The following is a 25,272-nucleotide window of genomic DNA, read 5'->3' on the forward strand; positions in this document are numbered from 1 at the left end:
CCGGTTAATATTATCCGGGTAATATGTTGCTTTCTAATTTAACCCGGATATAATTCGACAACTTCCCAATCGGAGTTTGTCGTGACCACGCATCGCACTACCAGCACTACCGGCACCACTTGCACGGCCTTCGAAGGCCATCGCCTCATCGCCTCCGGCGAGTTGCCCGCAGTCGCGATTGCCGTCAAGGGGGTGATCGAGCGAGGCGAGCAAGCGCCCATTCTCGTTTTCGACGACGCCACGGCCGCCCCGGTCGAATTCGATCTGCGCGGTACTGCCGAAGAAATCGTCGCGCGCCTGGTTCGCGAGTCGTCCGCTGCTCATCCGCACAACGATGCAAGCAACCATGCAAACAGCAACGCAAGCAACGAAGACGCCGAGCCCGACACACCACGCGGTCGCGGACGCCCCAAGCTGGGCGTCGTCGCGCGCGAAGTCACCTTGTTGCCGCGTCATTGGGACTGGCTGAACGCGCAGCCGGGCGGCGCGTCGGTCGCGTTGCGCAAGCTCGTGGAGACGGCGCGCGGAACTGGCGAGCAGCGCGAGCGCAAACGTGCGGCGCAAGAAGCGGCGTATCGGTTCATGACGGCGGTAGCCGGCAACCTGCCGGATTACGAAGACGCCACTCGCGCGCTCTATGCAGGCGATCAACCACGCTTCGAAAAGAAAATCGCCGGATGGCCCGAAGACGTCCGCGTCTACGCATTGCGGCTCGCCGGCAACGCGTTCGAACCGCCAATGTGAATCGCATCAAACGCGGCGCACAGGCGAAAAAAAACCGCTCACACTCGTTCGAGCGTGAGCGGAAAAGTCGGAGAGTTACAACAACATCGCATGCGCTACATGAGGTCCACGCAGCAGGAGAAGTCTAAGAGGCGAATGAACACGCTTCTATCGGACGAATCTCAAACGCACGCATGTGCGTTCATCACAGTGCCGTCTACCAGGCATTCCTTACATTATCCTGTCCCGCTTATTCCTGGCATTTATCGCTTCAGGTCCACGCCGTCAGCGCCGTAAAAGGAAGGTGAGCGCTGCCGCGCCTCCACGTCCTGCATGCATGACTCTTCGCGACGAGTCGCGACATGGTTGCGACGGAGCAGCAGCGAGCATTCCGTTGTGACTTCCGAAGGATGTTCAAATGAAGTGGTTCGACCGCATGACCGTGTTCAGGAAACTGCTGCTGGCCTTTGCCGTTGTGATTGGATTTTGCGTGGTGATCGGCGGCACTTCGCTAAAAACGCTGTCGTCGATGCATGACATCACCGATGCGATCTGCGACAAATACATGGACGGCCTTTACTGGCTGGAAGAGGCGAACCGCCACAAGATCGACGCCGACCTCGCCGCCGCAAATCTCGGCTATGTGAAAGACGACGCGGGGCGCCAGAAGCTGAAGGACAGCATCGTCGGCTCGCTCAAGCTGATGCATCAGGGCTACGATCAATACCGCGCGACTATCGTCACCGCAAAAGGCCGCCAGATGTTCGACGACGTGCTGGGCAAGTCGGCGGAGTGGGAAGCTATCGTGCATCAGCAGATCGGACTCGCGCCGATTCCTGCCGGCGTCGACAACGACGAACTCGTGCGCCGCGCGATTGCGTCAAGCGAGGCATTGCGCGATCGCATCACGGCGTTGATCGACTATCGCCGTCAACAAGGCAACGACGCGCAGGCGGAAGCAGCCAGCGAATATCAGCGCATGCGCGTTGCGATGGTCGCGCTGGTGCTGGGTGCGATCGCCGCGGGCGGCCTGCTTGCCGCGATGATCGCGCGGCGTTTGTCGCGTCAGTTGGGCGGCGAGCCGGACTACGCAATGCAACTCGCCAACCGTATCGCCGACGGCGATCTCAGCGTGCGCGTCGAGACCCGTGCCGGCGACACGCACAGCATGCTCTACGCGCTGCGCAACATGCGTGAGCGGCTCGCCACGATCGTGTCGGGCATCAGCGAATCGAGCGAATCCATTCTGACCGCGTCAGGCGAGATTGCACAAGGCAACACCGACCTCTCGCAGCGCACTGAAGAGCAGGCTGCAGCTTTGCAGCAAACGGCGTCGAGCATGCAGCAACTAACTTCGACGGTGAAGCAGAACGCCGAAAACGCGCAGCAAGCGGGCGGCGTCGCGCAGGGTGCATCCGAAGTGGCCGCGCGCGGCAGCGGTCTTGTCGACGATGTCGTGGAAACGATGCGCGAACTGGCGGCCGGCTCCAAACGCATGACCGATATCATCGCGGTGATCGAAGGCATCGCGTTTCAGACCAACATTCTGGCGCTCAACGCAGCGGTCGAAGCGGCACGCGCCGGCGAACAGGGGCGCGGTTTCGCGGTCGTCGCGGGCGAAGTGCGCTCGCTTGCCCAGCGCAGCGCGGTGTCGGCGAAAGAGATCAAGGAACTGATCGAAAGCTCGACGGCACGCGTGGGCAGCGGCGCGGAACTCGCCGAGCGGGCCGGCCAGACGATGGCTGAAGTGACTCAGGCGATCAGACGCGTGACGGACCTGATGGGCGAGATTTCGTCGGCGTCGCAGGAGCAAAGCACGGACATCGAGGGCGTGAACCGCGCCGTCGCACAAATGGACGACGTGACCCAGCAGAACGCCGCGCTCGTCGAGCAGGCTGCGGCGGCGGCCTCGTCGATGGCGGATCAGGCGAGACAGCTGCAGCAAGCGGTGACTGCGTTTTCGCTCGAAGCGACGCGGGGCTGACCGGATTCACGTCATCGCGCGACGTGCCGTTTCAACTGACTGCACGCCATCTTGTTCACGCTTGCCACCTCCAATGGCACTCCGTACACTCGCGCGTAATTCCCGCACGGCGTTTGTTTTTTGCGCCGTCGTCATGAAAAACGCCGACTAGAGGAGAACCCCCGCGATGGCCGATTCCTATTTCCCCCGCTGGCGCGCACAGCCAGACGCCGTCGAGGGGCGCATCGTCGGCACCGACGAGCGCCTCGCGTGGCCGCAGATGTTCGCGATGGGCATTCAGCACGTCGTCGCCATGTTCGGCTCGACGGTGCTCGCGCCGTTGCTGATGGGCTTCGATCCGAACCTCTGCATTTTCATGTCGGGCATCGGCACGCTGTTGTTCTTCGTGCTGGTCGGAGGCCGCGTACCGAGCTATCTCGGTTCGAGCTTCGCGTTCATCGGTCTCGTGATCGCAGTCACGGGTTACGGCGGCCACGGGCCGAATATGAACATTCCGCTCGCGCTGGGCGGCATCATCGCGTGCGGCGTGGTGTACGCGATCATCGGGCTAATCGTGTCGGCGGTCGGCACGCGCTGGATCGAAACGCTGATGCCGCCGGTCGTGACCGGTGCGATCGTCTGCGTGATCGGTCTGAATCTCGCACCTATCGCGGTGCGCGGCGTGAGCGGCAGCAACTTCGATTCGTGGATGGCGCTGGTCACCGTGCTGTGCGTCGGCGCCGTTGCCGTGTTTGGGCGCGGCATGCTGCAGCGTCTGCTGATTCTGGTCGGCTTGCTGATGGCGTATGTGATCTACGCAATCGTGACGAATGGCCTCGGCATGGGCAAGCCCATCGACTTTTCGATCGTGGCCAACGCTGCGTGGTTCGGTATGCCGCACTTCACGGCGCCTGTGTTCGATATGCGGGCCATGACGTTGCTCGCGCCGATCGCGGTGATTCTCGTCGCTGAAAACCTTGGCCATATCAAGGCGGTAAGTGCAATGACGGGGCAGAACCTCGACCGCTATATCGGCCGCGCATTTCTCGGCGACGGGCTCGCGACAGTCGTCTCGGGTTTCGCCGGCGGCACGGGCGTGACGACGTACGCTGAAAACATCGGCGTCATGGCGGTGACCAAAATCTATTCGACGCTGGTGTTCGTCATTGCCGCGCTGATTGCGCTGGTGCTGGGCTTTTCGCCGAAGTTCGGCGCGGTCATCCAGACCATTCCGGGTCCGGTGCTCGGCGGCGTTTCGATTGTGGTGTTCGGCCTTATCGCGGTGACGGGCGCGCGCATCTGGGTCGTCAACAAGGTCGACTTCTCGGACAACCGCAATCTGATCGTGGCTGCTGTCACGCTGGTACTCGGCGCAGGCGACTTCTCGTTGAAGCTTGGCGGCTTCGGTCTTGGCGGCATCGGCACCGCGACTTTCGGCGCGATCATTCTTTACGCGCTGCTCAGAAGGAAGCCTGCGCAAGGCCCGGTGGCCTGACGGTTTTCGTGGCGGCGCGCGTACCTTCAGGCGAGGGACGCCGCCGCAACTCGAGCGGTAGCCGACTTCACTTCCTGCGCGCGGTCAGCGCCGTCTCCGACAGATCCACTTCGCGCATGAGCTTGTTGAACGTCTCGTCGTTGATCGCCTGACTGCTGCGCAAGCTGAGAAGCACCTGACGCTCCGCGCGCATCGCCGAGAGCTTCATGCGAAATTCCAATGCATCGGCGCGCCGTGCCATCTCGCGCGGTTCCCGCTCCTCGCCGAGTGCGGCGAGCCTGCGACGATAAATGTCCATCACGCGCGCGGTGACATCGGCCGCATATGCCGAGGCGGATTCGTCGAGGTTCGCGCACTCCTTGTCATGCACGTCGTCAACGGCACGAATGGCGGCTTGCGCGGCCATCACGCGTGCAAGCGTTTCTTCCGCTGCATGTGGGTCTTTGCCGCGCCGCCATCCGCGCAATAGCAGCGGCAACGCGAAGACAGCAACGAGCAACGACAACAGAATCACGCCTGACGCGATGAATATCGCGAGGTCGCGCCCAGGCAACGGTGGGCCGTCCGGCAGCATCTCCGGCAGCGACAACACGCCTGCCAATGTCACAGCGCCGCGCACGCCTGCGACTGTCGTGACCCCCACCGTGCGCAATCCGGGCACCGCGTTCGCGACGCCCTGGCGCGCCGCGCCGCGGCTCGCGAACCAGCGCAGCAACCAGACCCACACAAAGCGCATCGTGTAGAGCGCCGCCGCAACGGCCGCGATGTAGCCGATCAGCAGCCCGACTTGCGCGTTGCTCGTTTCATGCGCATCGAGCAGCGCGCGTCCGAGAATGTGCGGGAACTGAAGCCCCAGCAGAATGAACACCATCCCGTTGAAGACGAACTCGATCATGGTCCACGTACTGCTCGCGCGCACTCGCGATGCCACCGGCCCGGACGTCGCAAGCGTCGTGTAGTTCATCATCATGCCGGCCGCGACCGCTGCGAGAATTCCCGACAGTTCAAGGCGTTCTGCGATCAGGTATGCGGCGAATGGAATCAGCAACGTCATGATGACGCCGGGCGCAGGGTCGCCTTCTTCGGCGAGATTCAGAAAGCGCACTGCGATAAAGCTGAAGAGCCAGCTCACCGCTGCGCCCGTTGCGAGACCGCCCGCCGCGATGATCACGAAGCTGATCGACGCGTCGCGCAATGAAAAGACACCGGTGAGCGCGGCGGCAATCGCGAACTTCAGCGCGACAAGGCCGGAGGCGTCGTTCATCAACGCCTCACCTTCCAGGATGTGCATGAGCCTGCCTGGAATCTTGCCCTTGCCCGCGATGCCGGAGAGTGCGACCGCATCGGTCGGCGACAACACGGCGGCAAGTGCAAACGCGACGGGCAGCGACATCGACGGTACCAGCGCATGCACGAAGTAGCCGACGGCGAGCACCGTCATGAACACAAGGCCGAGCGCGAGCATCAGGATCGAGCGGCGCGCCATGAAAAATTCGCGCTTCGGAATGCGCCAACCGTCCGCGAACAGCAGCGGCGGAATGAACAGCATCATGAAGATTTCCGGATCGAACGTGACGTGCAATCCGAGCTTCGGCCAGGCGAGCATCGCGCCGATTGCGATCTGAACCAGCGGCAACGGCAATGGCGCGAGGCGGGTCACGACACCCGACCCGGCCACGGCAAGCAGAAGAATCAATACGGTGAAGACAATTTCCATCGGTACGAGACTTGGGAAGATAACGGAGAGGCGGACAAAGGTTTTTGCGCCGGCGCGTCGCACCTCGTAAGGCCGGCGCGCAAGCGGCATATGGCGCGTCGGCGTGCGCCGCGCGGCGCAGCGCGGGCGCCATGCGTAGACCGCGAGTTTAGCTTGTGAGTTTGACCTGCGCAGCGTGACCGCGCCGCGCAGCGTGCTTAGCGACTCCGCGAGGGCCGCTTCGCGTTCCGCAAGATCAGCTAATCGTCGCTGCACGCTAAAGGTGCGTCCGCGCCCTGCCGTGGCGCACGTGCGATGCCGCCGGTGCAATCTTTCACGCGAGTTACATGGCTATGTGCGCGAGCGCGCGCATGGAGCTTGCTTAAGCCATATCGATGACGCACATTTTGGAGCAATGGCGCCGTGGGTTGTTCGCACCCGCGTTCGACCGGCCCGGCTCTCGCGTGAGAGGATTGCATGACGATTGCGCAACAGGAAAGGACGGCCAGCGCGCGCCACGGTTTCGACGTCGAAATGACGTCCGGCCTGGAACGCTTCTCGGTGCAGCACGGCGAGCTGACGCTCACGAGCGTGTTTCAACCCATCTTCAGTCTGTCGCATATGCGGGCGGTCGGCTATGAAGGCTTGCTGCGCGCGCACGACATGCTCGACCGGCCGGTTTCGCCGCTCGACGTGTTCGGCGAGGCGGCGCGCGTGGGCGATGTGTTGCAGTTGGACCGTCTCGCGCAGACGCTGCACCTGGAAAACTTCAAGGTGCTAGGCGCCGAACGCGAGTGGCTGTTCCTCAACGTGCACCCCGGCGCGCTCACCGATCCGTATCTGTCCGCTGCATTACTGGCTACGCTCAAGCGCCTCGGCTTGTCTCCCAGGCGCATCGTGCTCGAAGTGCTCGAGCAGCGCGCTGAAGATCTGGAGCGTCTCGCGGATGCCGTACGCCAGTTCCGCGAGCGCGGCTTCCTGATCGCACTCGACGATTTCGGCGCGGGACATTCGAACGTCGAGCGCATCTGGCAATTGAATCCGGACATTGTGAAGCTCGATCGCATCATGCTCTCGCACGCGGCGCATCGGGCCGACATGGGAACGATTCTGCCGGGCCTCGTCGCGTTGCTGCATGAAGCAGGCAAGCTCGTGCTTGTCGAAGGTGTGGAAACGGAACACGAGGCGCAAATGGCGCTTGCCTGCAACGCCGACTTCGTTCAAGGGTTTTTCTTTGGACGCCCGAACCCGGGGGCGGCCGACGCAACGCACGCGGCGACCTGCATCGGCGAGCTAACCGAACGTTATCGCGATCAGACGGAAGCACACGAGCGCCGCACCGCGAGCCGCCTCGCTCCCTATCTGCGCGCATTCGAACGCGCGGCTGAGCGGCTTGCTGCCGGCGAGCCGCTCGAAGAAGTGTGCTGGAATTTTCTCGCGCTCGATCACGCCGCGCGCTGCTTTCTGCTCGACGCGAAAGGGCGCCAGGCGGGGCGCAACGTTGTGCTGCGGGCCGATCGCGCGGCGCACGAGACGCGCTTCCTGCCGCTTGCCGATGCGCAAGGCGCGAACTGGCTGCGTCGTCCGTACTTTCGCGATGCAATCAACTCGCCCGAGCGCGTGCATGTGACGCGTCCGTATCTGTCGATCAACGAAGCGTTGCCGTGCGTGACGTTGTCGGTGGCGACGCGCGTCGGGGCGCAGACCTGCGTGCTGTGCGGCGACATCGACTGGATCGACGAATAGCGCTTCTGCGATGATGTCGTTTTCAACGACACCCGGCTGCGCTCATGTCCGTTCTACTCGAAGTCATTGCCACTACTGTTGCCGACGCACGGCTCGCCGCGCAAGCGGGCGCCGACCGGCTCGAACTCGTGACCGCGATGGGCGAGGGCGGACTGACGCCTAGCATCGGCTTGATGGAAGCGGTGGTCGATGCGGTCAGCATTCCCGTTAATGTGATCGTGCGCCCTCACAGCCGTTCTTTCGTCTACGACGCCGACGACTTCGTGGTGATGCTGCGCGACGTGCAAGCGGTGAAGGCGGCGGGCGCGAACGGTGTGGTGATCGGCATGTTGAACGCGGATGGCGAGATCGACCGCGAACAACTTGCGCGTGCGATCGACGCCGCCGGTGATCTCGCGATCACTTTCCATCGTGCGTTCGACGAAGCTCGCGATCAGCAAAAAGCGCTAGACGTGCTGCTCGGTTTCGATGCGGTGACGAATGTGCTGACCTCGGGCGGCAAGCCCTCGGTGCTCGACGCAGAAGCGACGATTCGCGAACTGGCACGCCAGGCGGCGGGGTCGCGCTGCACGGTGCTGGCAGGCGCGGGTCTGACTGTCGATGCGGTTGCAGGCTTCGTGAGCAGGACGCGAGTCGAAGCGGTGCACTTCGGGTCGGGCGTCCGCGCGGGCGGTAACGGACTCGCCCCGGTCGAAAGCGCAAAGGTCGCGCAGGTGAGGGCATTGCTGGATGCCCAAGGGAAAAGCTAGCGTGCAGCATCAATCGCCAGGCAGAAAAAAAGCCGCTACGTGCATGTGCACGAGCGGCTTTTCTGTAGGCGTGGGCAAGCTTGGCGGAGCGTAGCGCTTACTTCGCCACTACCACGGGAATGCCGCGCAACTGCCCGGCGCCTTTCACTTCCTCCAGCGACTTTTTAACCGACGCTCCCGTCGCCGCTTCGATCTGCAGACGCGCGACGAGATCGCGCTCGCCCCGCTTCACGCCCGCGAGATTCGCGAGCTTCACATGGCCATAACCGCGCACACGGGCATGCAGATCGGCGAGCTTCGCGACGTCGTCGAGAGTATCGGCGTTAAGCTTGGCAAGCGCTCGCTGCAACGTGGTTTCGTAGTCGTCCGCGAGTTCGTGCTCCATTTTGCGCTCGAGCGTGCGGCCAAACGGGTCGAGCATCGTGCCGCGAAGGCCGCGCACCTTGGCAAGTACGCCGAGCACCGGCCACATCCATTGGCCGAAGGTTTTCTTCGTCGGATTTGCACCGGGTTGCGCGCGCGTGAGTGCGGGCGGCGCGAGGTTGAACTTGATGCCGAAGTCCTTGCCGGCCACGCCTTCGAATTGCGCCTCGAGCGCTTCGCGGAACGCGGCATCGGTATGCAGGCGGGCAACTTCGTATTCGTCTTTCACCGCCAGCAGACGATAGAACGTCGTAGCAACCGCACGCGTCACGCGTTCGCTGTTTGCGTCGACCGCGCTTTCCGCGCGACGCGCAGCATCGACCAGCGCACGATAGCGCTTCACATAGCTTGCGCCGCCGTAAATTTGCAGACGGCCTTCGCGATGCGCAATCAGTTCGTCGAGCGTATCGACGCGCACCGTCTGCTTCGCGGCGTGCCGCGCCTGCCACAGCGATTCGAGCGCGGCCGGGTCTTCTGCAGCGAGCCGCCCGATGGAAAACGCCAGCTGATTCATCTGCACGGCTACGTTGTTCAGTTCGATTGCGCGCATCAACGCGCCGAACGACACGGGCACGAGACCAAGCTGCCACGCATAACCGAGCATCAGAATGTTAGCGCCGATAGTGTCGCCGAGAAAACGCGTGGCGAGCGCCTGCGCGTCGCAAGTCGACATGCGCTCGGCGCCGGCTGCATGGCGCATCTTGTCGATCAACGCGTCGGCATGCAGCGTGGCGTCCGGGTTCTGCACGAACGTCGCGTTCGGAATGGCATGCGTGTTGACGACGATGCGCGTGCGGCCATGACGCACCGTCTGCAATGCATCGGCGCTCGCGCCGACCACCATGTCGCAGGCGAGCAGCACGTCCGCTTGCTGCGTGTCGATGCGAACCTGGTTGAGCCACTCGTCGCGTGCGGCAAAGCGCACGAACGACAACACCGAGCCGCCCTTTTGCGCAAAGCCCATGAAGTCGAGCACCGACGCGCTCTTGCCTTCCAGATGCGCAGCCATGCTGATCAATGCGCCGACCGTCACGACGCCCGTGCCGCCGACGCCCGTCACCAGGATGTCGTACGGTGCGGCATCGAGCTGCGTCGCCGGCAGCCGCAACGCGTTGATGCGTTCAGCCAATGCTTGCGGATCGAACGCGGCGCCCGCGGCTTTTTTCAGTTTGCCGCCCTCGACGGTCACGAAGCTCGGGCAAAAACCGTTCACGCACGAGTAGTCTTTATTGCACGACGATTGATCGATGCGACGCTTGCGCCCCAATGCTGTTTCCACTGGTTCAACCGACAGGCAATTGGACTGCACGCCGCAATCGCCGCAGCCTTCGCAGACTTCTTCGTTGATGAAAAGGCGCTTGTCGGGGTCGGGGAATTCGCCCTTTTTGCGGCGACGCCGTTTTTCTGCGGCGCACGTCTGGTCGTAGATCAGCACGGTCACGCCGTCGGTGTCGCGCAACTCGCGCTGCACGGTGTCCATTTCGCTACGGTGGTGGAACGTCGTGCCCTTCGGGAAAAGATCGTGATGGCCGTCGTATTTCTCCGGCTCGTCGCTGACCACCACGAAGCGCGATACGCCTTCCGCTTCCACCTGACGCGCGATCTGCGGCACGGAGATGCTGCCGTCCACGGGCTGGCCGCCCGTCATCGCGACGGCGTCGTTGTAGAGAATCTTGTACGTGATGGTGGCTTTCGCCGCGACCGCCTGACGGATCGCGAGAATACCGGAGTGAAAGTACGTACCGTCGCCGAGATTCTGGAAGACGTGGCGCGTCTTCGTGAACATCGAATGCGACGCCCAGTCCACGCCTTCTCCGCCCATCTGAATGAGGCCGGTCGTGTCGCGCTCCATCCACGAAGCCATGAAGTGACAGCCAATGCCTGCATGCGCAATCGAGCCTTCGGGTACTTTCGTCGACGTGTTGTGCGGACAGCCCGAGCAGAAATACGGCGTGCGCTTCACGCTGTCCGCGGCGTTGGAGAGAATCTGCGGCGCGACCAGATCGACTACACGCTCGCGGCGATCCAATGCGGGCTTGTGCTTTGCGAGCCAGTTGGCGAACACGGGCAAGATGCGCGAAGGCCGCAATTCGCCGAGCGACGAGAGCAGCATGCTGCCGTCTTGCGCCTGCTTGCCAATCACGGCCGGCCGCGCGCCTTGCGTGCGGTTGTACAGATAGTCCTTGATCTGCTGCTCGATGACGGGGCCCTTCTCCTCGATCACGAGCACTTCGGAAAGCCCTTCGACGAACGTGTCGATGCGCGTCATTTCCAGCGGGAACGACAGGCCGACTTTGTAGATGCGCACACCGGCCGCGTCGAGATCGGCGACGGTCAGGTCGAGGCGGCGCAACGTTTCCATCAGATCCAGATGCGCCTTGCCGCATGTGACGATGCCCACGTTCGCATGCGGGCTCGGCGCGATCCATTTGTCGATGCTGTTGGTTTTGGCAAAGTGACGCACGGCGTCGAGCTTCGCGTGCATGCGCGATTCGATGGTGAGGCTCGGCAGATCGGGCCAGCGATTGTGCAGGCCACCCGAGGGTGCTTCGAAATCCTCCGGCGCGCTCCAGTCGGTCCGCAGCGCATCCAGATCGACCGTCGAGCCGGATTCGACTGTTTCGGAGATCGCCTTGTAGCCCACCCACGCGCCCGAAAACCGCGACAGCGCCCAGCCGTACAGCCCAAATTCGAGCATGTCCGCAATGTTCGACGGATTCACGACCGGCATGTGCCACGCCATCATCGCAAAGTCGCTCTGATGCGGCATCGACGAAGACACGCAGCCGTGATCGTCGCCGGCTACGACCAGTACGCCGCCGTGCGGCGACGAGCCGTACGCGTTGCCATGCTTCAGCGCGTCGCCCGCGCGATCCACACCGGGGCCCTTGCCGTACCACATGGCGAACACGCCTTCGACGGTGCGCTCCGGGTCCGCTTCCACGCGCTGCGTGCCGAGCACGGCGGTGCCGCCGAGTTCTTCATTGATGGCGGGCAGAAAGCGAATATCGCTCGCGCTGAGCAGTTTCTTCGCTTTCCACAATTGCTGATCGACCATGCCGAGCGGCGAACCCCGATAGCCGCTGATGAAGCCCGCGGTGTTCATGCCGCGCGCGCGGTCGAGCGAGCGTTGCATGAGCGCGAGGCGCACCAGCGCCTGGGTGCCGGTCAGGAAAATCCGGCCGCGCGTCGCAGTGAGATTGTCGGACAGCTTGTAGTCGGAAAGAGCGGGCGTGCCGTCGATGGGCAGGCGAGCGGTCATAGGTGAGTCTCCAATCCCATACGTGATGGATGCTGTTTGTATCTTCGGCGCGCGTCCTCGGGCAGACGTTGGGGGGCCGCAGCGAAAGAGACTCTATTTTTTAGCGCCAATCGGAGTGGATTTTTTCTACTTTGCTTTGACGTCGGCGAATGAGCGCGAGGAGCGCCCGGTTTTAAGCCTCTTTTGAGATAGATATGCCACGCGAACGGGGGATTCGGGTATGCCCTGGTGCGTCGGACGGTGTGCTGCATGCATCCAGGCAGACACGCTGATGCATGTTTTGACGGGGGTGCCGGAAGATATCGGGCGGCGGCACGCATTGCTGCATACCGCCGCCTGCGAGCTAATCGCTCGTGCCTTTGTTAGCGCATGGCGACGCCCAGTCAGATGCGCCGCTTAGACCGGATTGTTGACGAACGCGTAGAAGTAGCCGTCCGGGCCGTAGAAGCCGTTGTACTTGCGCAGGTCCGGCGAGTCGAGCGAAATGCGCACGTAGCCCGGAGGCGGAACGAAGCTCGACGGTTGCGGTTGCGGTTGCGGCGTCGGATCGACCGGCGGCACGTAGCCACCGTTATTGCCGCCGCCCGCAACGCGAATGTCTGCCGAGACCGGTGCCGAAATCGTGCCGCCGACGTTCGACAGGGAGCCTGCCGTGCCGCTCAGCGTGGTGCTCGACGTGATCGAACCGTTGTCGTTGGTCAGTTTCCCGTCGACGTTGATGACCGCCTCGCGCTGCGCCGAGATCGCGCCGCCGGTGTTGTCCAGCGAACCCGACTGAAAGCTCGCAGCGCCCGCCGACTTCATGCGGCCGTTGCCGTTCAGCACCTGTTGTGCGCTGACGTCGAGCATCTGTCCGGCGTTGAAACTGGCGCCCCGATTGTCCAGCGTGCCTGCGCCGACATGCAGCGTGTTCTGCGCGCTCAACGCGCCGTTCGCGTTCGCGAACGTGTCCATGGCATTAACGCGCGCGTCGCCGCCGGAACTCAGCGTGCCCGAGTTATCCACGCGAGTCGCGTTGATATTGAGCAACTGGCCGGCGCTCACAGTCGTGCCCTGGTTGGCGATGGTGCCGCCTTGCAGCGTCACCGTGCCGCCGCTTACGCTGCCGCCTGAGAGCGTTACCTGGTTGCCCGCGAGCATTCCTTCCATCGACGCCTCGACGATGCCCTTATTGGTCAGCGACTGGTCCGCGTTCATGCTCACGCCGCTGCCCGCAATCTTGCCGCTGTTCGACAACGTGCCACGCGTGGTCAGGCTGACGCGCTCGGCGCTGAGCGTGCCCTGATTGTCGAGCGTCTGCATGGCGTTGCCGTTGATGGATTGCGTTGCCGTGACCGAGCCGGCGTTCGTCGCGTTCACGCCGCCGAACTGCACCGTCTGGCCGGTCAGCTTGCCGTTCGCCTGGTTCGTGAACGTGTCTGACGCGTTGACGCTGACCGCGCCGGTGGAAGTCAGCGTGCCGGTGTTGTCAAAGCGGGTCGCGCTCACGTTGAGAGACTTCGCGGCGCTCACCGTGACGCCCTGATTCATGACCGTGCCGCCTTGCAGCGTCACCGTGTCGCCTTTCACACTGCCGCCCGAAAGCGTCAGGCGGTCGCCGGCCAGCGTTGCGTCTTGCGTGGCTTCGACGGTGCCGGTGTTGACGAGCGACTGATCGCCGCCCAGACGCACGCCTGCTCCCGAGATCTTGCCGGTGTTCGATAGCGTGCCGCGCGCGTTCACCGACATGCTGTCGGCCGTCAACGTGCCGCTGTTGGTCAGCGCCTGCATCGCCGAAGCATTGAGCGTGCGCGCAGCTGCGATCGAGCCGTTGTTCGTCAGATTCGCGCCGTTCACGTTGACGTCGGTTGCCGCCTTGATACTGGCGGGCGCGCCGATCGTCACGTCGCCATTGGCCCCCACGCTCACGCTGCCGGTCAGCGAGTTCAGCGCGCCGTTGTCGCGCACGCCGACACCCGCTTCGGTGCCGATCAGACGCACGGCGCCGTCGCCATACATGCTGCCGAGCGATTGCACGTCGATTGCCACTTGCGGCGCGGCGCCCGTGCCCGCTTGCGCGGCTGCCGATTTGGACGCGTAGTCGACGCGATTCGCGCCTGCAATTGCGTCGATCGTCTTGCCTTGCACCTTGCCGTTGATGGTCATCGCGCGTGCAATCAAATCGACCGCGCTTGCCGACCCGCTCAGGCCATTGCCGTCGACGGCAATGGTGCCCTGCTTGACGTCGAGCGTGCCCAGCGAGCCGTCGTCTTTCAGCGTCGGCGTGCCGGTCGCAAGCGTGACCCGCTGCGCGTTGAGAAAGCCGCAGCCCGAGCAGGTGATGCCGGCCGGGTTCGCGATCACGAGGTTGGCGCCCTTGCCGGCGACTTCGGTCGTGCCGAGCAGTTGCGTCGGCGAGCCGGATGTGACCTGCATCAGGACGACGCTCGCGCCTTTCTGACCGAGCGCGGCGTTGGCCTGTACCGCGCCGCCGATCTGCGTCTGCGCGGCTTGCGTAGCGTTATTGATGATCACGCCGCCGGTTCCGACGTTGTACTGCGCGAAGCGGTTGTTCGACACGCCGGCCGCATTGGGCGCGACGATGTTGACGACCTGCGTGCCGTTGCCGGAGGTGCCGAAAGTCGGGCGCGACGCGGCGCTCGAGTCGACGGTTATGGCGAGATTGGCTTGCGCGCTCGCGACGAGCGGTTGCATGCCGAATGTGCACAACGCCGCGAACGCGCTGGCGCGTGCAGCAAACCACAAGTTCCGGTTGTTGCCGTCCACCAGACGAGGGTCAATTTTCTGCATTGTTGTTTCCTCTACATTAACAAAAGTACAACTAACAAATAGGAAGCCTCGTTCAGATCAGCGCGCTGATTTGTACGAGTACGGTGGGCGATCCGCTCGGAAAAGCCTTCGGCTTGTAGAGTGGCCAGCCGACGGAGACGTCGTAGTTGACGCCCGCCGACAGGCGATTCTTCGGCGCAAGGCTGCCTCTCGCGCCCACCGCTATTCCTACCAGGGTGTCACCCGCCAGGTACCGCGTCGTCGGCCCTTGTACGCGTCCGGCGTCGAGCCCCGCGTATAAGGCTTGCACGCCGTAGGACGTCGGCGCGTACCAGTCGAGTTCGTTCGATACGGTCCAGCCGTTTTCGGCCGCGAGCGTTGCCTGCTGGTCGAAGCCCCGTACGGCATAGCGAGTACCGATCGTAAAGTAGTCAGGGGCGGTAACCCGGGTGCGCGCGTTCTGCCTGGTCCAGCCAAACTGGTACGAGAACGGTTGATTGCCGACCCGAAACGGCGCAAGCACGTTGAGCGACGCGGTGACGATCTGCTCGCGGCCGTTGAACGCGCTGTCGCCGAGTACGTAACCCGGCTGACGCGAGATGCCCGGCAGCGTGTCGCGCCAGCCGACCGACGCGTTTATCTGCGCGCGCCCGATGTAATGACGATGCGACGCGCCGACTTCGTAGCCGTATACGTCGCGGTCCTGCACGTCGATCCACGTGTTGTTCACATAGTGATGATTGAACGCGCGGTAAAAGCGCGCGCGCAATTCCGTGCGGGACTTCGCGCCGCGCTGCACGACGCCTGACAGTTTGATGCCCGCGCCTTTCTGCTCGCCCGTGAATTGCGCGGCGCCGGAGGCGAACGCCTGTGTTTGCAGATAACTCGCGCGATAAGCGTCAATCGTGAGCATCGCGTAGCCGAAAGGCACGCTGTACGACGCGGCGGCCTGGTTTTCTCCCTTGCCGGGTGCGCCACGGTTGGCGTTGGTGAGACCCGATACCTGCAACTGGTCGTATTGATAGAAGGGCGAGTCGACAGTCAGCGCGCCGAACAGCTCGTTCTTGCCGGTGGCAGTCTGGCCCGCATTGTCGTAGCCAGCCGCGATGCGCCAGCGTCGCCCGGTGCCGGCGTGCAGTACGAGGTCGGATTCGCCGGCGCCAATGCCCGGCGCGATGTCGAATCGCGCGTCCGCCTGCGACGGCAGACGCCGGATGTTTTCCAGCGCCTGGTCGATCGCGCGCTGGTTCAGGAGCGTACCCTCGCCGGACGGCAACGCACGCGCGATGTCGCCGATCGCTTCGCCCTCGGTGCGTATCGCGCCGACGCGGCCCGGCACGACGTCGAGCTGAAGCGTGCCGGAGGCGAGCGATTGCTCGGGCACGGCGACACGCGTGGTCACATAGCCATAGCCGATCAGTTTATTGGCGACGCTGTCCTGCACGATCTTCAGACCGTCCGCGCCGACACACTGACCCTTGACCGGCTCGACGAGACGGTCGAGCGAATCGAGCGGATTGTTCGTAATCCGGATTTTTTCGATTTCGAAGCAAGGCGACTGCACCGGCAGATGCGCGAGATCGACGCTCGTCGCGCGCGGCGCGTCCTCGTTCAGCGCGTTGCCGAGCGAGCCATTCGTCGCATTGGCTTCAAGCCGTTGCTGTTGTGCGCGCTGCGTGTCGTTGCCCGGCAGGACGTTGATCAGCGATGCGTTGCTTTGGGCGAACGACGGCAGCCCGTAGAGGGCGAGTGAAGCGGCGGCGAAAGTGGCTTTACGGCGATGCTGCATGGCGGCGTTCTTGGGCAACGAAGCCGCGCAGCATAGACAGTATGAATCTGAAAATCTAGCGAAAGGATTCCGAAATGCTTATCTCTTTTTCGGTTTTTATATTTTTAACAGATACGCTGTTTTTATGAACGAATACCCGTCGCAACAGGCGCTTCATCCAGCGGCACGATCTCGTCAAAATGCGAATAGTCGATATGGCTCACGCCGTCCCGTTCGCTCATGATGTCGACAAAACGGTGCTGCCAGTAGATCTGATCGCATGTCCACATGTGGCGCGCCTGCATGGTCTGCGACGTCGATTCGTCGACGCCTTCAAGCGTGAGCAGCAGCGACGTGTCGCTTGCTTTTAGCGTCTCGGCGGTCTCGCCGAAAAGCGGACTTGTTTCGTCGATCACATGCATGATGCTCCAGCCGAGCTTGAAGACCGGATGCTGGTCGCGCACGAGTGTGAGGTCGTAAAGCTTGCGCAGCGTATAACCTTCTGGAGTCGTTTCGCGACGCATAATGCGCAGCCGTGCATGTGCTTCGGCGATCACGTTCTGACGCCCGTTGGCTGAGCGGACCATCAAGGTCATGTGACCGTCGAGCGGCCGGATGATTGCGTAGCGGGCGAACATGATCTTCGCGTGCGGACGCGAGAAGCGCGCGAAAATCAGCCCCGTTGCCAACGCAATGCTCGACATACCCACGAAGATTTCAAGCGTCGCGATCCAGTGCGCGTACACCGTTTGCGGATGCATGTCGCCATAACCGACCGTGGCCAGCGTTTCGACGCTGAAGAAAAACGCGCCGCCGAAGCCCGGCGGATACTGGTTGGCAATGGACGCGTTGCCGAGCATATAGAGCGCGGCGAATGTGGTGTTCAGCAACAGGAAGATCACCGCGAGGCTGACGAAAAACATCGGCCAGCGCACCACCAGCGCGCGGTGATAAAGGTCCTGCCAGAATCGCGTCGGCATGCCGTGCGCGATCACCACGCGGTCGTCGAGGCGCAGTTCGCGGCTGCCGCGCGAAGGGCTATTTTCTGCGCTGACTTTCTCGCGTCCGATGCGGGCAAAACGGTCCGACGGTTCAGTAGCCATCGCGTACTCGTGGAGATGAAAACGGCGCAAGCGTAGCACGCGGCCTCGCTCGCGGAGCGCGATCTTCAGCGCGTCGAACTGGAGCGAAAGAAGGCGTGCGTTTTCTGCGCCGTGGCGGTGCGGCGGGGCGCTTCCGCAGCATTTGGAATCGCGTGAATGCCGCGTTCAAATGCTGTGTGCGATGCCTGCTAGCGGTGACGCAAGCGCTAACGCCGGCACGGACGACCTGCGCTCTGCTTTAAGGAAATGCTCGCGGCTTCGGAATGCCTGCGCCGTGCTCGATGTCGTCGACGGCTTGCTGGTGTGCCGCAGCGATGGCTTGTGCTTCGTCGGCGTAACCGTTGTCGCCGCCGATGGTCGTCCACGGTTTGACCGCTTTCTCCCGATGCCTGATTTCGTATTCCGAGTCCCAGCGCGCGCCGCTGAGTTCGATTGGGCGGACGTGAATCGAGTACACGCCGTAGAGGAAGAGCTGCTCAACCATGATCGCCTCCGACCATTGCGTTCAGGTGGCGCGCCGCGAGATGCGTCGCGCCGGTCTGCCTAGAGTTCGATTTCCCCGAGTATGCGATGAGCGAGCGCCTTCGCCTCTTCCAGCGCCTCGCCCGGTGTGGACGAGGTAGCTTCGACTTCATAGACCGTGGTTTCCTGGTCCTGGCTCGCCTCGCCTTCGTCGCGCGCGAGTGTGACTACGCCCTGCCAGGTGTCCGCGCCGACCTCTCTCACCGTTGCAGTGGCCGTGTAGATGCCTTTGGTGTAGGTGATGTCCTCCATGGCGTCGCTCCTTGTTCCAAAGGTTCCGGTGATTTCATCCTAGCACGGCAATGGCGCTTCGGCTGAAGCCCCATGGCGCGGCGCCTCGCGACGACGCGCGCCTGTCCAACCGCAAAGATAACGCCCGCGCGTTACAGCAGCGCGACGACTTCGTCGAGCGACGGCGCATGCGCGCCCGCGTGCCGGCAGGCTGCCGCGCCGGCCGCCAATGCGAACGCCAGATGCTCCGGCCACGCGCGCTGCGAAGCGGTCATCAGACTGAACAGCAAGCCGCCGATGGACGCATCGCCGGCGCCGACCGTATCCACCACCTCGACGCGCGGCGGTCGCGCCTCGAAAGTCGCCGCGCCGTCGATCAGCACAGCCGTTTCCGGTCCACGGGTGACGAGTACGGTGGCGGCCGGATTCATCGCGCGCAACTGGGCAAGCGCATGCGCTTCGTCGTCGGTCTTGAAGAGCAGGCGCAGGTCTTCGTCCGATACCTTGATGAGGTCGGCGAGCGCAGCCATTTTGCGTAGCGTGGGCTCGTACCCGTGCTCCATCAGATTCCGGTAGTTCGGGTCGAAACTGATCTTCACGCCGCGCGAGCGCAGTTCGGCGGCCAACGCGGCGAGCGTGTCGCCGAGCGGTTGTCGCACGAGACTGATGCAGCCGAAGTGCGCCCACTTCACCTGCTGCATCCAGCCTGCTGGCAGATGCGCGGGATCGAAGGCGAGATCGGCGCCGTTCTCGCCCATGAAAAAGTAAGCAGGCGGATGCGTGCGATGAACGATCGCGAGCAAAGGCGGGCGCTCCACGCGCTGCATGAAGCGCATGTCGAGCCCCGCCGCGACGCTCGCGTCCCACAGTTCGTCGGAGAAATTGTCCACGCCGAGCGAGCCCGCGCAGGCGGTCGGCAAGCCGAGCCGAGCGACGCAACGCGCCACGTTCCAGCCCGCGCCGCCCGGACGCGAAAGCCATTGCGAGGCGCCCGTGCGCACGAGATCGGTGAGGATATCGCCCGCCGAAACGAAGACGGGCAGTTCGTTGGACACGTGGCTCATTTTGCGTGCTCCGTGGAGACGGCCGCGGCGGTTGAGCCGTCGGCCAGCGCATGCGTCAGCACCTCGTAGCATGCGCCCATGGTGTGATAGTCGGTCTTGCCGGCCGGACTCTTTTCGTCGCTGTATTTGCGGTTGTCGCAGGTGAGGATGCGATACCACGCGCCGTATTTGTGATCGACGAAGTGCGCCCAGCTATAGCGCCAGATCTCGTCGTACCAGTCCCAGAAGCGCTCGTTGCCGGTGCGCTTGCCGAGCAGCGCGGCGGTCGCGAAAGTTTCCGCCTGCACCCAGAAGTATTTGTCGTGGTCGCACACGGTGCCGTCGGGGCCGAAGCCGTAATACAGGCCGCCATGGTCTTCGTCCCATGCGTGCGTCATCGCGGCGTCGAACAGTTCAATTGCGCGCGGCAGGAGCCAGGGCAGCGGCCGATAGCGCTCCAGAATCAGCAGCAGCTTCGCCCATTCCGTTTGATGGCCGGGCTGGAAACCCCACGGACGGAAAATGTTCGAGCTGTCTTCCTCGTTGTAGTGCCAGTCGACCGACCAGTCCGCGTGAAAGTGCTCCCACACGAGCCCTTGCGACAGCTTTGCCTGACGCAGCGTGATGTTCGACGCCACGCGCTCGGCGCGGTCCAGATACACGAGATGGCCGGTCGCTTCGTGCGCGGCGAGCAAGGCCTCGGTGGTGTGCATGTTCGCGTTTTGCCCGCGATACGAACTCACACGCCATTCGGGCGATGCCTCGTCGGCGTAGAGACCGGCGGCGGCGTCCCAGAAGCGATGCTCCATCAACTCGAATGTCGCGCCGATCATCGGCTTGGCTTCCTCGATGCCAGCCATCGCCGCATGCGAGTACGCGAGCAGCACGAACGCGAGGCCATAGCAGTGGCGCGTGGCGTCGAGCGTGCGCTTCCTGCCGTCGCTCCATTCGATTTCCCAGTCGTAACCTTCGTGCTGCCCGTCCCAATGCGCGTCGCGCAGAAATTGCAGGCCGTGGCGCGCGTATTCCAGATGTTTCGGGTCGCCGAACTGCCGATACGCCATCGCGTAGTTGAAGACGTAGCGGCAGCTGCTCACCAGATGCCGCGTGGTTTTGTCGTAGACAGAACCGTCGTCGCGGAAGAAATGGAAAAAGCCGCCGCTCGAATCGAACACATTGGGCGCGTAAAAGCGCAGCGTGTCTTCGACATGGGAGAGCAGAAACTCGCGGCTGCGAAAGCTGGCGACGGCCGGCACGGCAGGCGCGCCGTTGGCGGAAAGAGGCGTAGCGGATAGCGTCATGGCGTTTTCACCAAAGTACTGGCACGGGCAATGAGATGAACGGGCACGCGGACTTCTGTTTCGGCCGGCGCGTCTTCGAGCAGCAACTCGACGCCGCGGCGGCCGAGCGCTTCCTTGTCGACCGCAATGGTGGACAGCGGCGGCGTGGCGTGAGCGGCGGCGGGAATGTCGTCGAAGCCGATAATGGCGATGTCCTCCGGCACACGCACGCCGCGCGCGAAACAGGCGCGCAGCGCCGCGAGCGCGGCAGCGTCGTTGTAGGCGAACACGGCGTCTGGGCGTGGGCCGGGCGCATCGAGAAGTTGCTGCATCGCCCGGGCCGCGCCGCTGTCGGGATCGAGTCCGGCGTCGATCGTGACTTCGAGCGACGGGTCGAATAAAAGTCCGGCTTCGAAAAAAGCACGCCGATAACCGAGCGCGCGCTGCGCAATGCTGAAGTGCGCGAGCGATCCGCCGATGAACGCCACCCGCTTGCGCCCCTGTTCGAACAGATGCCGCATCGCAAGCGCGGCGCCGGCCGCGTTGTCGAGATTCACCGAACGCAATCCCGGCGCCCAAAGATCGATCAGCACGAGCGGACGCTGCATGGCGACGAGCGTGGCAAGCGTCTCCGGTTCGACGAAGCCGGCGATCGCTACGGCGTCGGGCGCATGCAGGCGCATCTGCTGGATGACGTCTTCGGTCGGCCCGGCGGTCAGCACCGACGGCACGATTCCGCGCTCCCGGCAGGCGTCTTCCACGCCATGCAAGACGTGCGAAAAGAATGGGCTGACGGCGAAGTTGTTGTGCTGGCGGTGCAGCAGAAACGTTAGACGGCGGATGCGCGGACGCAATTGGCCCGCGTCATAGCCGAGTTCGCGCGCGGCCTCGACCACGCGCACGCGTGTGGCCTCGGACAGGCCCGGCTGGTTTTTCAGTGCGCGTGAGACGGTGCCGATCGACACGCTGGCCGCACGCGCGACGTCGCGGATGGTTATCGCCATCGAAGCAGGCGGCCGTGACAGAGCGGCCGCACATGTTTGGGTCCGGGCGATTGTATAGTAAAACGGCCGTCAAACAGCTTTGTAGGGTCGCCAATAGCACTCGTAAATACCCGTAGTTGTTGGTATTTTTTGTATTTTGTTGTTTAGTAAAATTGCTAAACACGTGCACTTTTCGCGCGACCCGGTGTGTCCCGAGCGTGCGCAATGGCGTTAGCCGAGCTTCGGAATGCGGTGTTTCAAAACGGCCGGCGCAACGTCGTCAATCGGCGGACGTCGCCGCGGCTTCTGACTGCCCACGCAACAAGGCCACGCTTTCTTCGGCGTCGATCAGCACGAATCCGCTTGGTTCGAGCTTCGCGCGCCGCTTGGCCAGCGCCGCGACCGTGGCGATTTCCTCGCTGTTATAGAGCGACGCGCCGCCAGCCGGCTCCGGCTCCACGCGCACGCAACCAATGGCCATCGTGACGAAGCCGAAGAAGGTCGGGTTGCCGCGCCGGTCTTCGCCGTGAATGCCGCCGGCCAGACGGTCCGTTGGCGCGTAGAAGCGCTGCGCGCCCTCGTTGAACACGTGAATCGCGCGCAGCACGCGCTCGCGCCAGTCGTCGCTCTGGAACAGGATAAGGAAGTCGTCGCCGCCCACGTGACCGAGAAAGTCGCGCGTCGGATCGCAGACGTCGGCGAGCACCGCAGCGGCGAACTTCAGGACCTCGTCGCCTTGCCAGTAGCCGTACTGATCGTTGAATGGCTTGAAGTGGTTCAGGTCCACGTAGCAGGCATAGAAGCCGGCGTGATTGCCGACGAGCCGCGCGATGTGCGAACTGATCGGGATGTTGCCCGGCAGGAACGTCAGCGGGTTAGCGTAACGCGCCGCTTCGATGCGCACCTCGGTTACCGCGCGCACGAGGTTCTCGCCAGTGCCGAGTCCCGCGTACTTGCCGTTTTCGGTGATGACGAAGCCATCGGCGAGATAGCGCTGATCGTCGCTTGCGAGGAGCTTGGCCATCTGCTCGACGGTCATCGATTTCTCTATCACCACGGGCGAGGCGTTCGCGAATAGCAGACATGGCCGCTTGCCGAACAATTCGCGGTGATACGGCAACGCGTAACGGTCCATGAAGCTGCGGCGGTTGATCAGCGCAACCGGTTCGTCATGCTCGACCACGGCGACCGCGTGCAGATCGGGCAGACGGTTGAAGAGTTCCAGCACGTCGTTATTGGTTGCCTGGCGCGGCAACGCGGGCGCGTGCACGAGCATCTTCTCCGAAGCCATGCCGCCCGACGGCGACGCGCCGCCGAGCGTGCGGGTCGCCTCGGGAAACACGGCGATGTGGCCTGCGCGCAAGGCGTCGCGGGCGTCGTCAGTGACTTTGCTTGCCGGCTGCGCATGCGGACGGCCAAAGAAAAAGCCTTGCCCGCAGCCGATTCCCATGTCGCGCACGACGATCAGATCCGCCTCGTTCTCGATGCCTTCGGCGACGAGGCGCGCGCCGCTTGCGCTCGCGAAGTGCTGCATTGCGCGAACGGCCTCGAACTTCAGGGGATCGCACGCGATGTCGTGAATGAAGAAGCGGTCGATTTTCACGACGTCCGGTTGGAGTCGCACCCACAGATTCATGCTCGCGTTCGCGGTGCCGTAATCGTCGAGTGCGAACTGCGCGCCTGCCGTGCGTAACGAAGCGATCACCGGCAGGAAACTCCCGACGTCGGGGATCATGCTCTGCTCCGTCAACTCGACCACGATGCGCTGTGGATCGACGCCGCGATGGCGCAGCAGCGCGAGTGTGTCGTCGGGTACGGCGGCCAGACGCCGGAGCGCGCCTGCGCTGAAGTTCAGGAACAGCTTGCCGTCGTAGCCGAGTCTCGCAAACGCGTCGATACAGGCGCGCGCGGCGGCCTGTTCGAGTTCGATCGTGCAGCCTTCCACGAGCGCTTGCGAGAAGAGCGCGAATGGCGTCTCGAGCGATGTGCCGGCCGGCCCGCGAATCAGGCCTTCGTAGCCGAGAATCGCGCCGTCCTCGAAGTCGATGATCGGCTGGAATACGGCGGACAGATCACGCCGGGCAATCAGGTCCTCGATGCGCGGCGCAGCGATTCCGGAGGGCGAGCGAAGTTGCATGGCAGGTTGACGTAGCGATGGACATTCGGCTTATCGACCTGCGCTGCGGAGAATTAAGTGAACTTTTAGTGAAGCGTTGCACTGGTGTGGTGCGTTTGCGCCGTGGTGAGTCGTCGCGCGCGGTTGTGCGCGGGCTGATGCGCTGTAAGGAGTTGACCAGGAGGCGCCCGAGAATACGCCTATGCCATCCGGCCGAGGCGACAACCGTCGCCGATGAGCGTGAAATAACAAAAAGCCGCGCAAGGCGGCTTTTGGAAAACGACGCTCAGGGAGGGCGCTTATGAATGTCCTATTTGCATTGCGCGCGTATTCAACGGCGGGCGACGGCGGCAGCAGCTCGCTCGCGCGAGGCGGCGCGGGTTTCTCCGCTGGTGTCGCGAGCGCCCCACCGTTGCGCGAGCGCGGCGCAGACCATCAACTGGATCTGGTGGAACAGCATGAGCGGGAGAACGACCGCGCCGACCGCCTGCGAGGCAAAGATGACTTTGGCCATGGGCACGCCGGCGGCGAGACTTTTCTTCGAGCCGCAGAAGATGATGGTGATCTGGTCCGCGCGACTGAAGCCGAGCCGCTTGCTCACGAAAATCGTCATGCCCAGCGCGAGCGCGAGCAGCACCACGCTGATGAGCAGCACACCGCCCAAAGCGGAGAGCGGGATCTGATGCCACAGGCCTTCCGTCACGGACTCGCTGAACGCGCCATACACGACCAGCAGAATGGAACCTTGATCGACGAACTTCAGCACGCCGCGATGCCGCTCGATCCACTTGCCGATCAGCGGGCGCAGCAGTTGTCCCGCCACGAACGGGACCAGCAACTGCAACACGATATTGCCCACGGTGTGCCAAGGAGAGCTACCGCCCGCCGCCTGGTTCGTGACGAGGACACTGACGAGTGCGGGGGTGATGAAGATGCCGAGCAGGCTCGAGGCCGACGCACTGCAAACCGCGGCCGGAACGTTGCCTTTGGCGATGGACGTGAAGGCGATAGAGGACTGAACCGTCGACGGCAGCGTGCAGAGGAAGAGGATCCCGGCGTAGAGCGCAGGCGTGACAAGTGGCGACAGGAGCGGTTTAAGCGCGAGGCCGAGCAGCGGAAACAGCGCGAACGTGCTGAGCAGTACGACCAGATGCAGACGCCAATGCGTCGCGCCCGCAACAATCGCTTCCCGAGAAAGCTTCGCGCCGTGTAGGAAGAACAGCAGGCCGACCGCAATGTTCGTCACCCAGTCGAACCCTGCGGCGGCCTGACCGTGAACCGGCAGCAGGCTGGCCAGTATCACCGTGCCGACCAGGCACAGGGTGAAGTTATCGGGAAGCAGTTTCGGGCGGGCCATGTCGGATTCTCGAAATCGGTGATGCGGGATTGCACGCAAGGCG

Annotated in this window: 17 protein-coding genes; 5 read left to right on the forward strand and 12 right to left on the reverse strand. The window is 63.4% G+C overall.

The features are described 5' to 3' along the window. Positions 1–81 precede the first annotated feature (81 nt). From J2W46_RS22845 to J2W46_RS22855, 3 genes are all read left to right on the forward strand, one after another. Positions 82–744 carry a DUF2239 family protein gene (locus tag J2W46_RS22845; protein WP_310356438.1) on the forward strand — a complete coding sequence of 221 codons (663 nt, stop codon included), beginning with the start codon at positions 82–84 and terminating at the stop codon, positions 742–744. Between the two features lie 397 nt (positions 745–1,141). Further along, complete coding sequence (locus J2W46_RS22850; RefSeq protein ID WP_310356440.1) at positions 1,142–2,707, forward strand: methyl-accepting chemotaxis protein; 1,566 nt, start codon at positions 1,142–1,144, stop codon at positions 2,705–2,707. 166 nt (positions 2,708–2,873) lie between these two features. Beyond that, entirely contained in the window at positions 2,874–4,181 is a 1,308-nt protein-coding gene (locus J2W46_RS22855) for a solute carrier family 23 protein (protein WP_088173253.1), read from the forward strand. 67 nt (positions 4,182–4,248) lie between these two features. On the opposite strand, the gene J2W46_RS22860 is transcribed toward J2W46_RS22855, so the two are convergent. Further along, the gene (locus tag J2W46_RS22860) at positions 4,249–5,898 is read right to left on the reverse strand and encodes a Na+/H+ antiporter (RefSeq protein ID WP_310356448.1); all 1,650 of its coding nucleotides are present in this window, start codon (positions 5,896–5,898) and stop codon (positions 4,249–4,251) included. Between the two features lie 456 nt (positions 5,899–6,354). Between J2W46_RS22860 and J2W46_RS22865 the strand changes: the two genes are divergently transcribed. Both J2W46_RS22865 and J2W46_RS22870 read left to right on the forward strand, forming a co-directional pair. Continuing rightward, on the forward strand, positions 6,355–7,623 hold the full coding sequence (locus J2W46_RS22865) for a sensor domain-containing phosphodiesterase (RefSeq protein ID WP_020067163.1): 1,269 nt from the start codon (positions 6,355–6,357) through the stop codon (positions 7,621–7,623). A 44-nt stretch (positions 7,624–7,667) separates the two neighbouring features. After that, positions 7,668–8,372: a copper homeostasis protein CutC gene (locus J2W46_RS22870; protein ID WP_310356452.1), complete on the forward strand. Its 705-nt coding sequence runs from the start codon at positions 7,668–7,670 to the stop codon at positions 8,370–8,372. Between the two features lie 97 nt (positions 8,373–8,469). Here the strand turns inward: J2W46_RS22870 and J2W46_RS22875 are convergent, their stop codons facing one another. From J2W46_RS22875 to J2W46_RS22925, 11 genes are all read right to left on the reverse strand, one after another. Beyond that, positions 8,470–12,057, reverse strand: a complete 3,588-nt coding sequence (locus J2W46_RS22875; protein ID WP_310356455.1) for an indolepyruvate ferredoxin oxidoreductase family protein — start codon at positions 12,055–12,057, stop codon at positions 8,470–8,472. Positions 12,058–12,453: 396 nt separating this feature from the next. Then, positions 12,454–14,847 (reverse strand): two-partner secretion domain-containing protein, encoded by a 2,394-nt coding sequence (locus J2W46_RS22880; RefSeq protein ID WP_310356457.1) that lies wholly within the window; start codon positions 14,845–14,847, stop codon positions 12,454–12,456. A gap of 52 nt (positions 14,848–14,899) precedes the next feature. Continuing rightward, entirely contained in the window at positions 14,900–16,615 is a 1,716-nt protein-coding gene (locus J2W46_RS22885; protein ID WP_310356459.1) for a ShlB/FhaC/HecB family hemolysin secretion/activation protein, read from the reverse strand. Positions 16,616–16,737: 122 nt separating this feature from the next. Beyond that, the gene (locus J2W46_RS22890) at positions 16,738–17,697 is read right to left on the reverse strand and encodes an ion channel (protein WP_310356462.1); all 960 of its coding nucleotides are present in this window, start codon (positions 17,695–17,697) and stop codon (positions 16,738–16,740) included. Positions 17,698–17,935: 238 nt separating this feature from the next. Further along, positions 17,936–18,181, reverse strand: a complete 246-nt coding sequence (locus tag J2W46_RS22895) for a hypothetical protein (RefSeq protein WP_020067159.1) — start codon at positions 18,179–18,181, stop codon at positions 17,936–17,938. A gap of 59 nt (positions 18,182–18,240) precedes the next feature. Then, a complete protein-coding gene (locus J2W46_RS22900; protein WP_020067158.1) occupies positions 18,241–18,471 on the reverse strand; it encodes a hypothetical protein in 231 nt (76 codons plus the stop codon). A gap of 131 nt (positions 18,472–18,602) precedes the next feature. Next, positions 18,603–19,514 (reverse strand): carbohydrate kinase family protein, encoded by a 912-nt coding sequence (locus J2W46_RS22905; RefSeq protein WP_020067157.1) that lies wholly within the window; start codon positions 19,512–19,514, stop codon positions 18,603–18,605. Next, the gene (locus tag J2W46_RS22910; protein WP_310356466.1) at positions 19,511–20,794 is read right to left on the reverse strand and encodes an AGE family epimerase/isomerase; all 1,284 of its coding nucleotides are present in this window, start codon (positions 20,792–20,794) and stop codon (positions 19,511–19,513) included. The genes J2W46_RS22905 and J2W46_RS22910 overlap by 4 nt, the downstream gene beginning before the upstream one ends. Further along, complete coding sequence (locus J2W46_RS22915) at positions 20,791–21,777, reverse strand: LacI family DNA-binding transcriptional regulator (protein WP_020067155.1); 987 nt, start codon at positions 21,775–21,777, stop codon at positions 20,791–20,793. The genes J2W46_RS22910 and J2W46_RS22915 overlap by 4 nt, the downstream gene beginning before the upstream one ends. A gap of 259 nt (positions 21,778–22,036) precedes the next feature. Continuing rightward, positions 22,037–23,893, reverse strand: a complete 1,857-nt coding sequence (locus J2W46_RS22920) for a phosphodiesterase (RefSeq protein WP_310356469.1) — start codon at positions 23,891–23,893, stop codon at positions 22,037–22,039. A 310-nt stretch (positions 23,894–24,203) separates the two neighbouring features. Then, positions 24,204–25,229 (reverse strand): bile acid:sodium symporter family protein, encoded by a 1,026-nt coding sequence (locus J2W46_RS22925; protein WP_020067153.1) that lies wholly within the window; start codon positions 25,227–25,229, stop codon positions 24,204–24,206. Positions 25,230–25,272: the final 43 nt, after the last annotated feature.

The organism is Paraburkholderia strydomiana (assembly GCF_031456815.1).
In the GTDB taxonomy this organism is placed as follows: Bacteria; Pseudomonadota; Gammaproteobacteria; order Burkholderiales; family Burkholderiaceae; genus Paraburkholderia; species Paraburkholderia caledonica.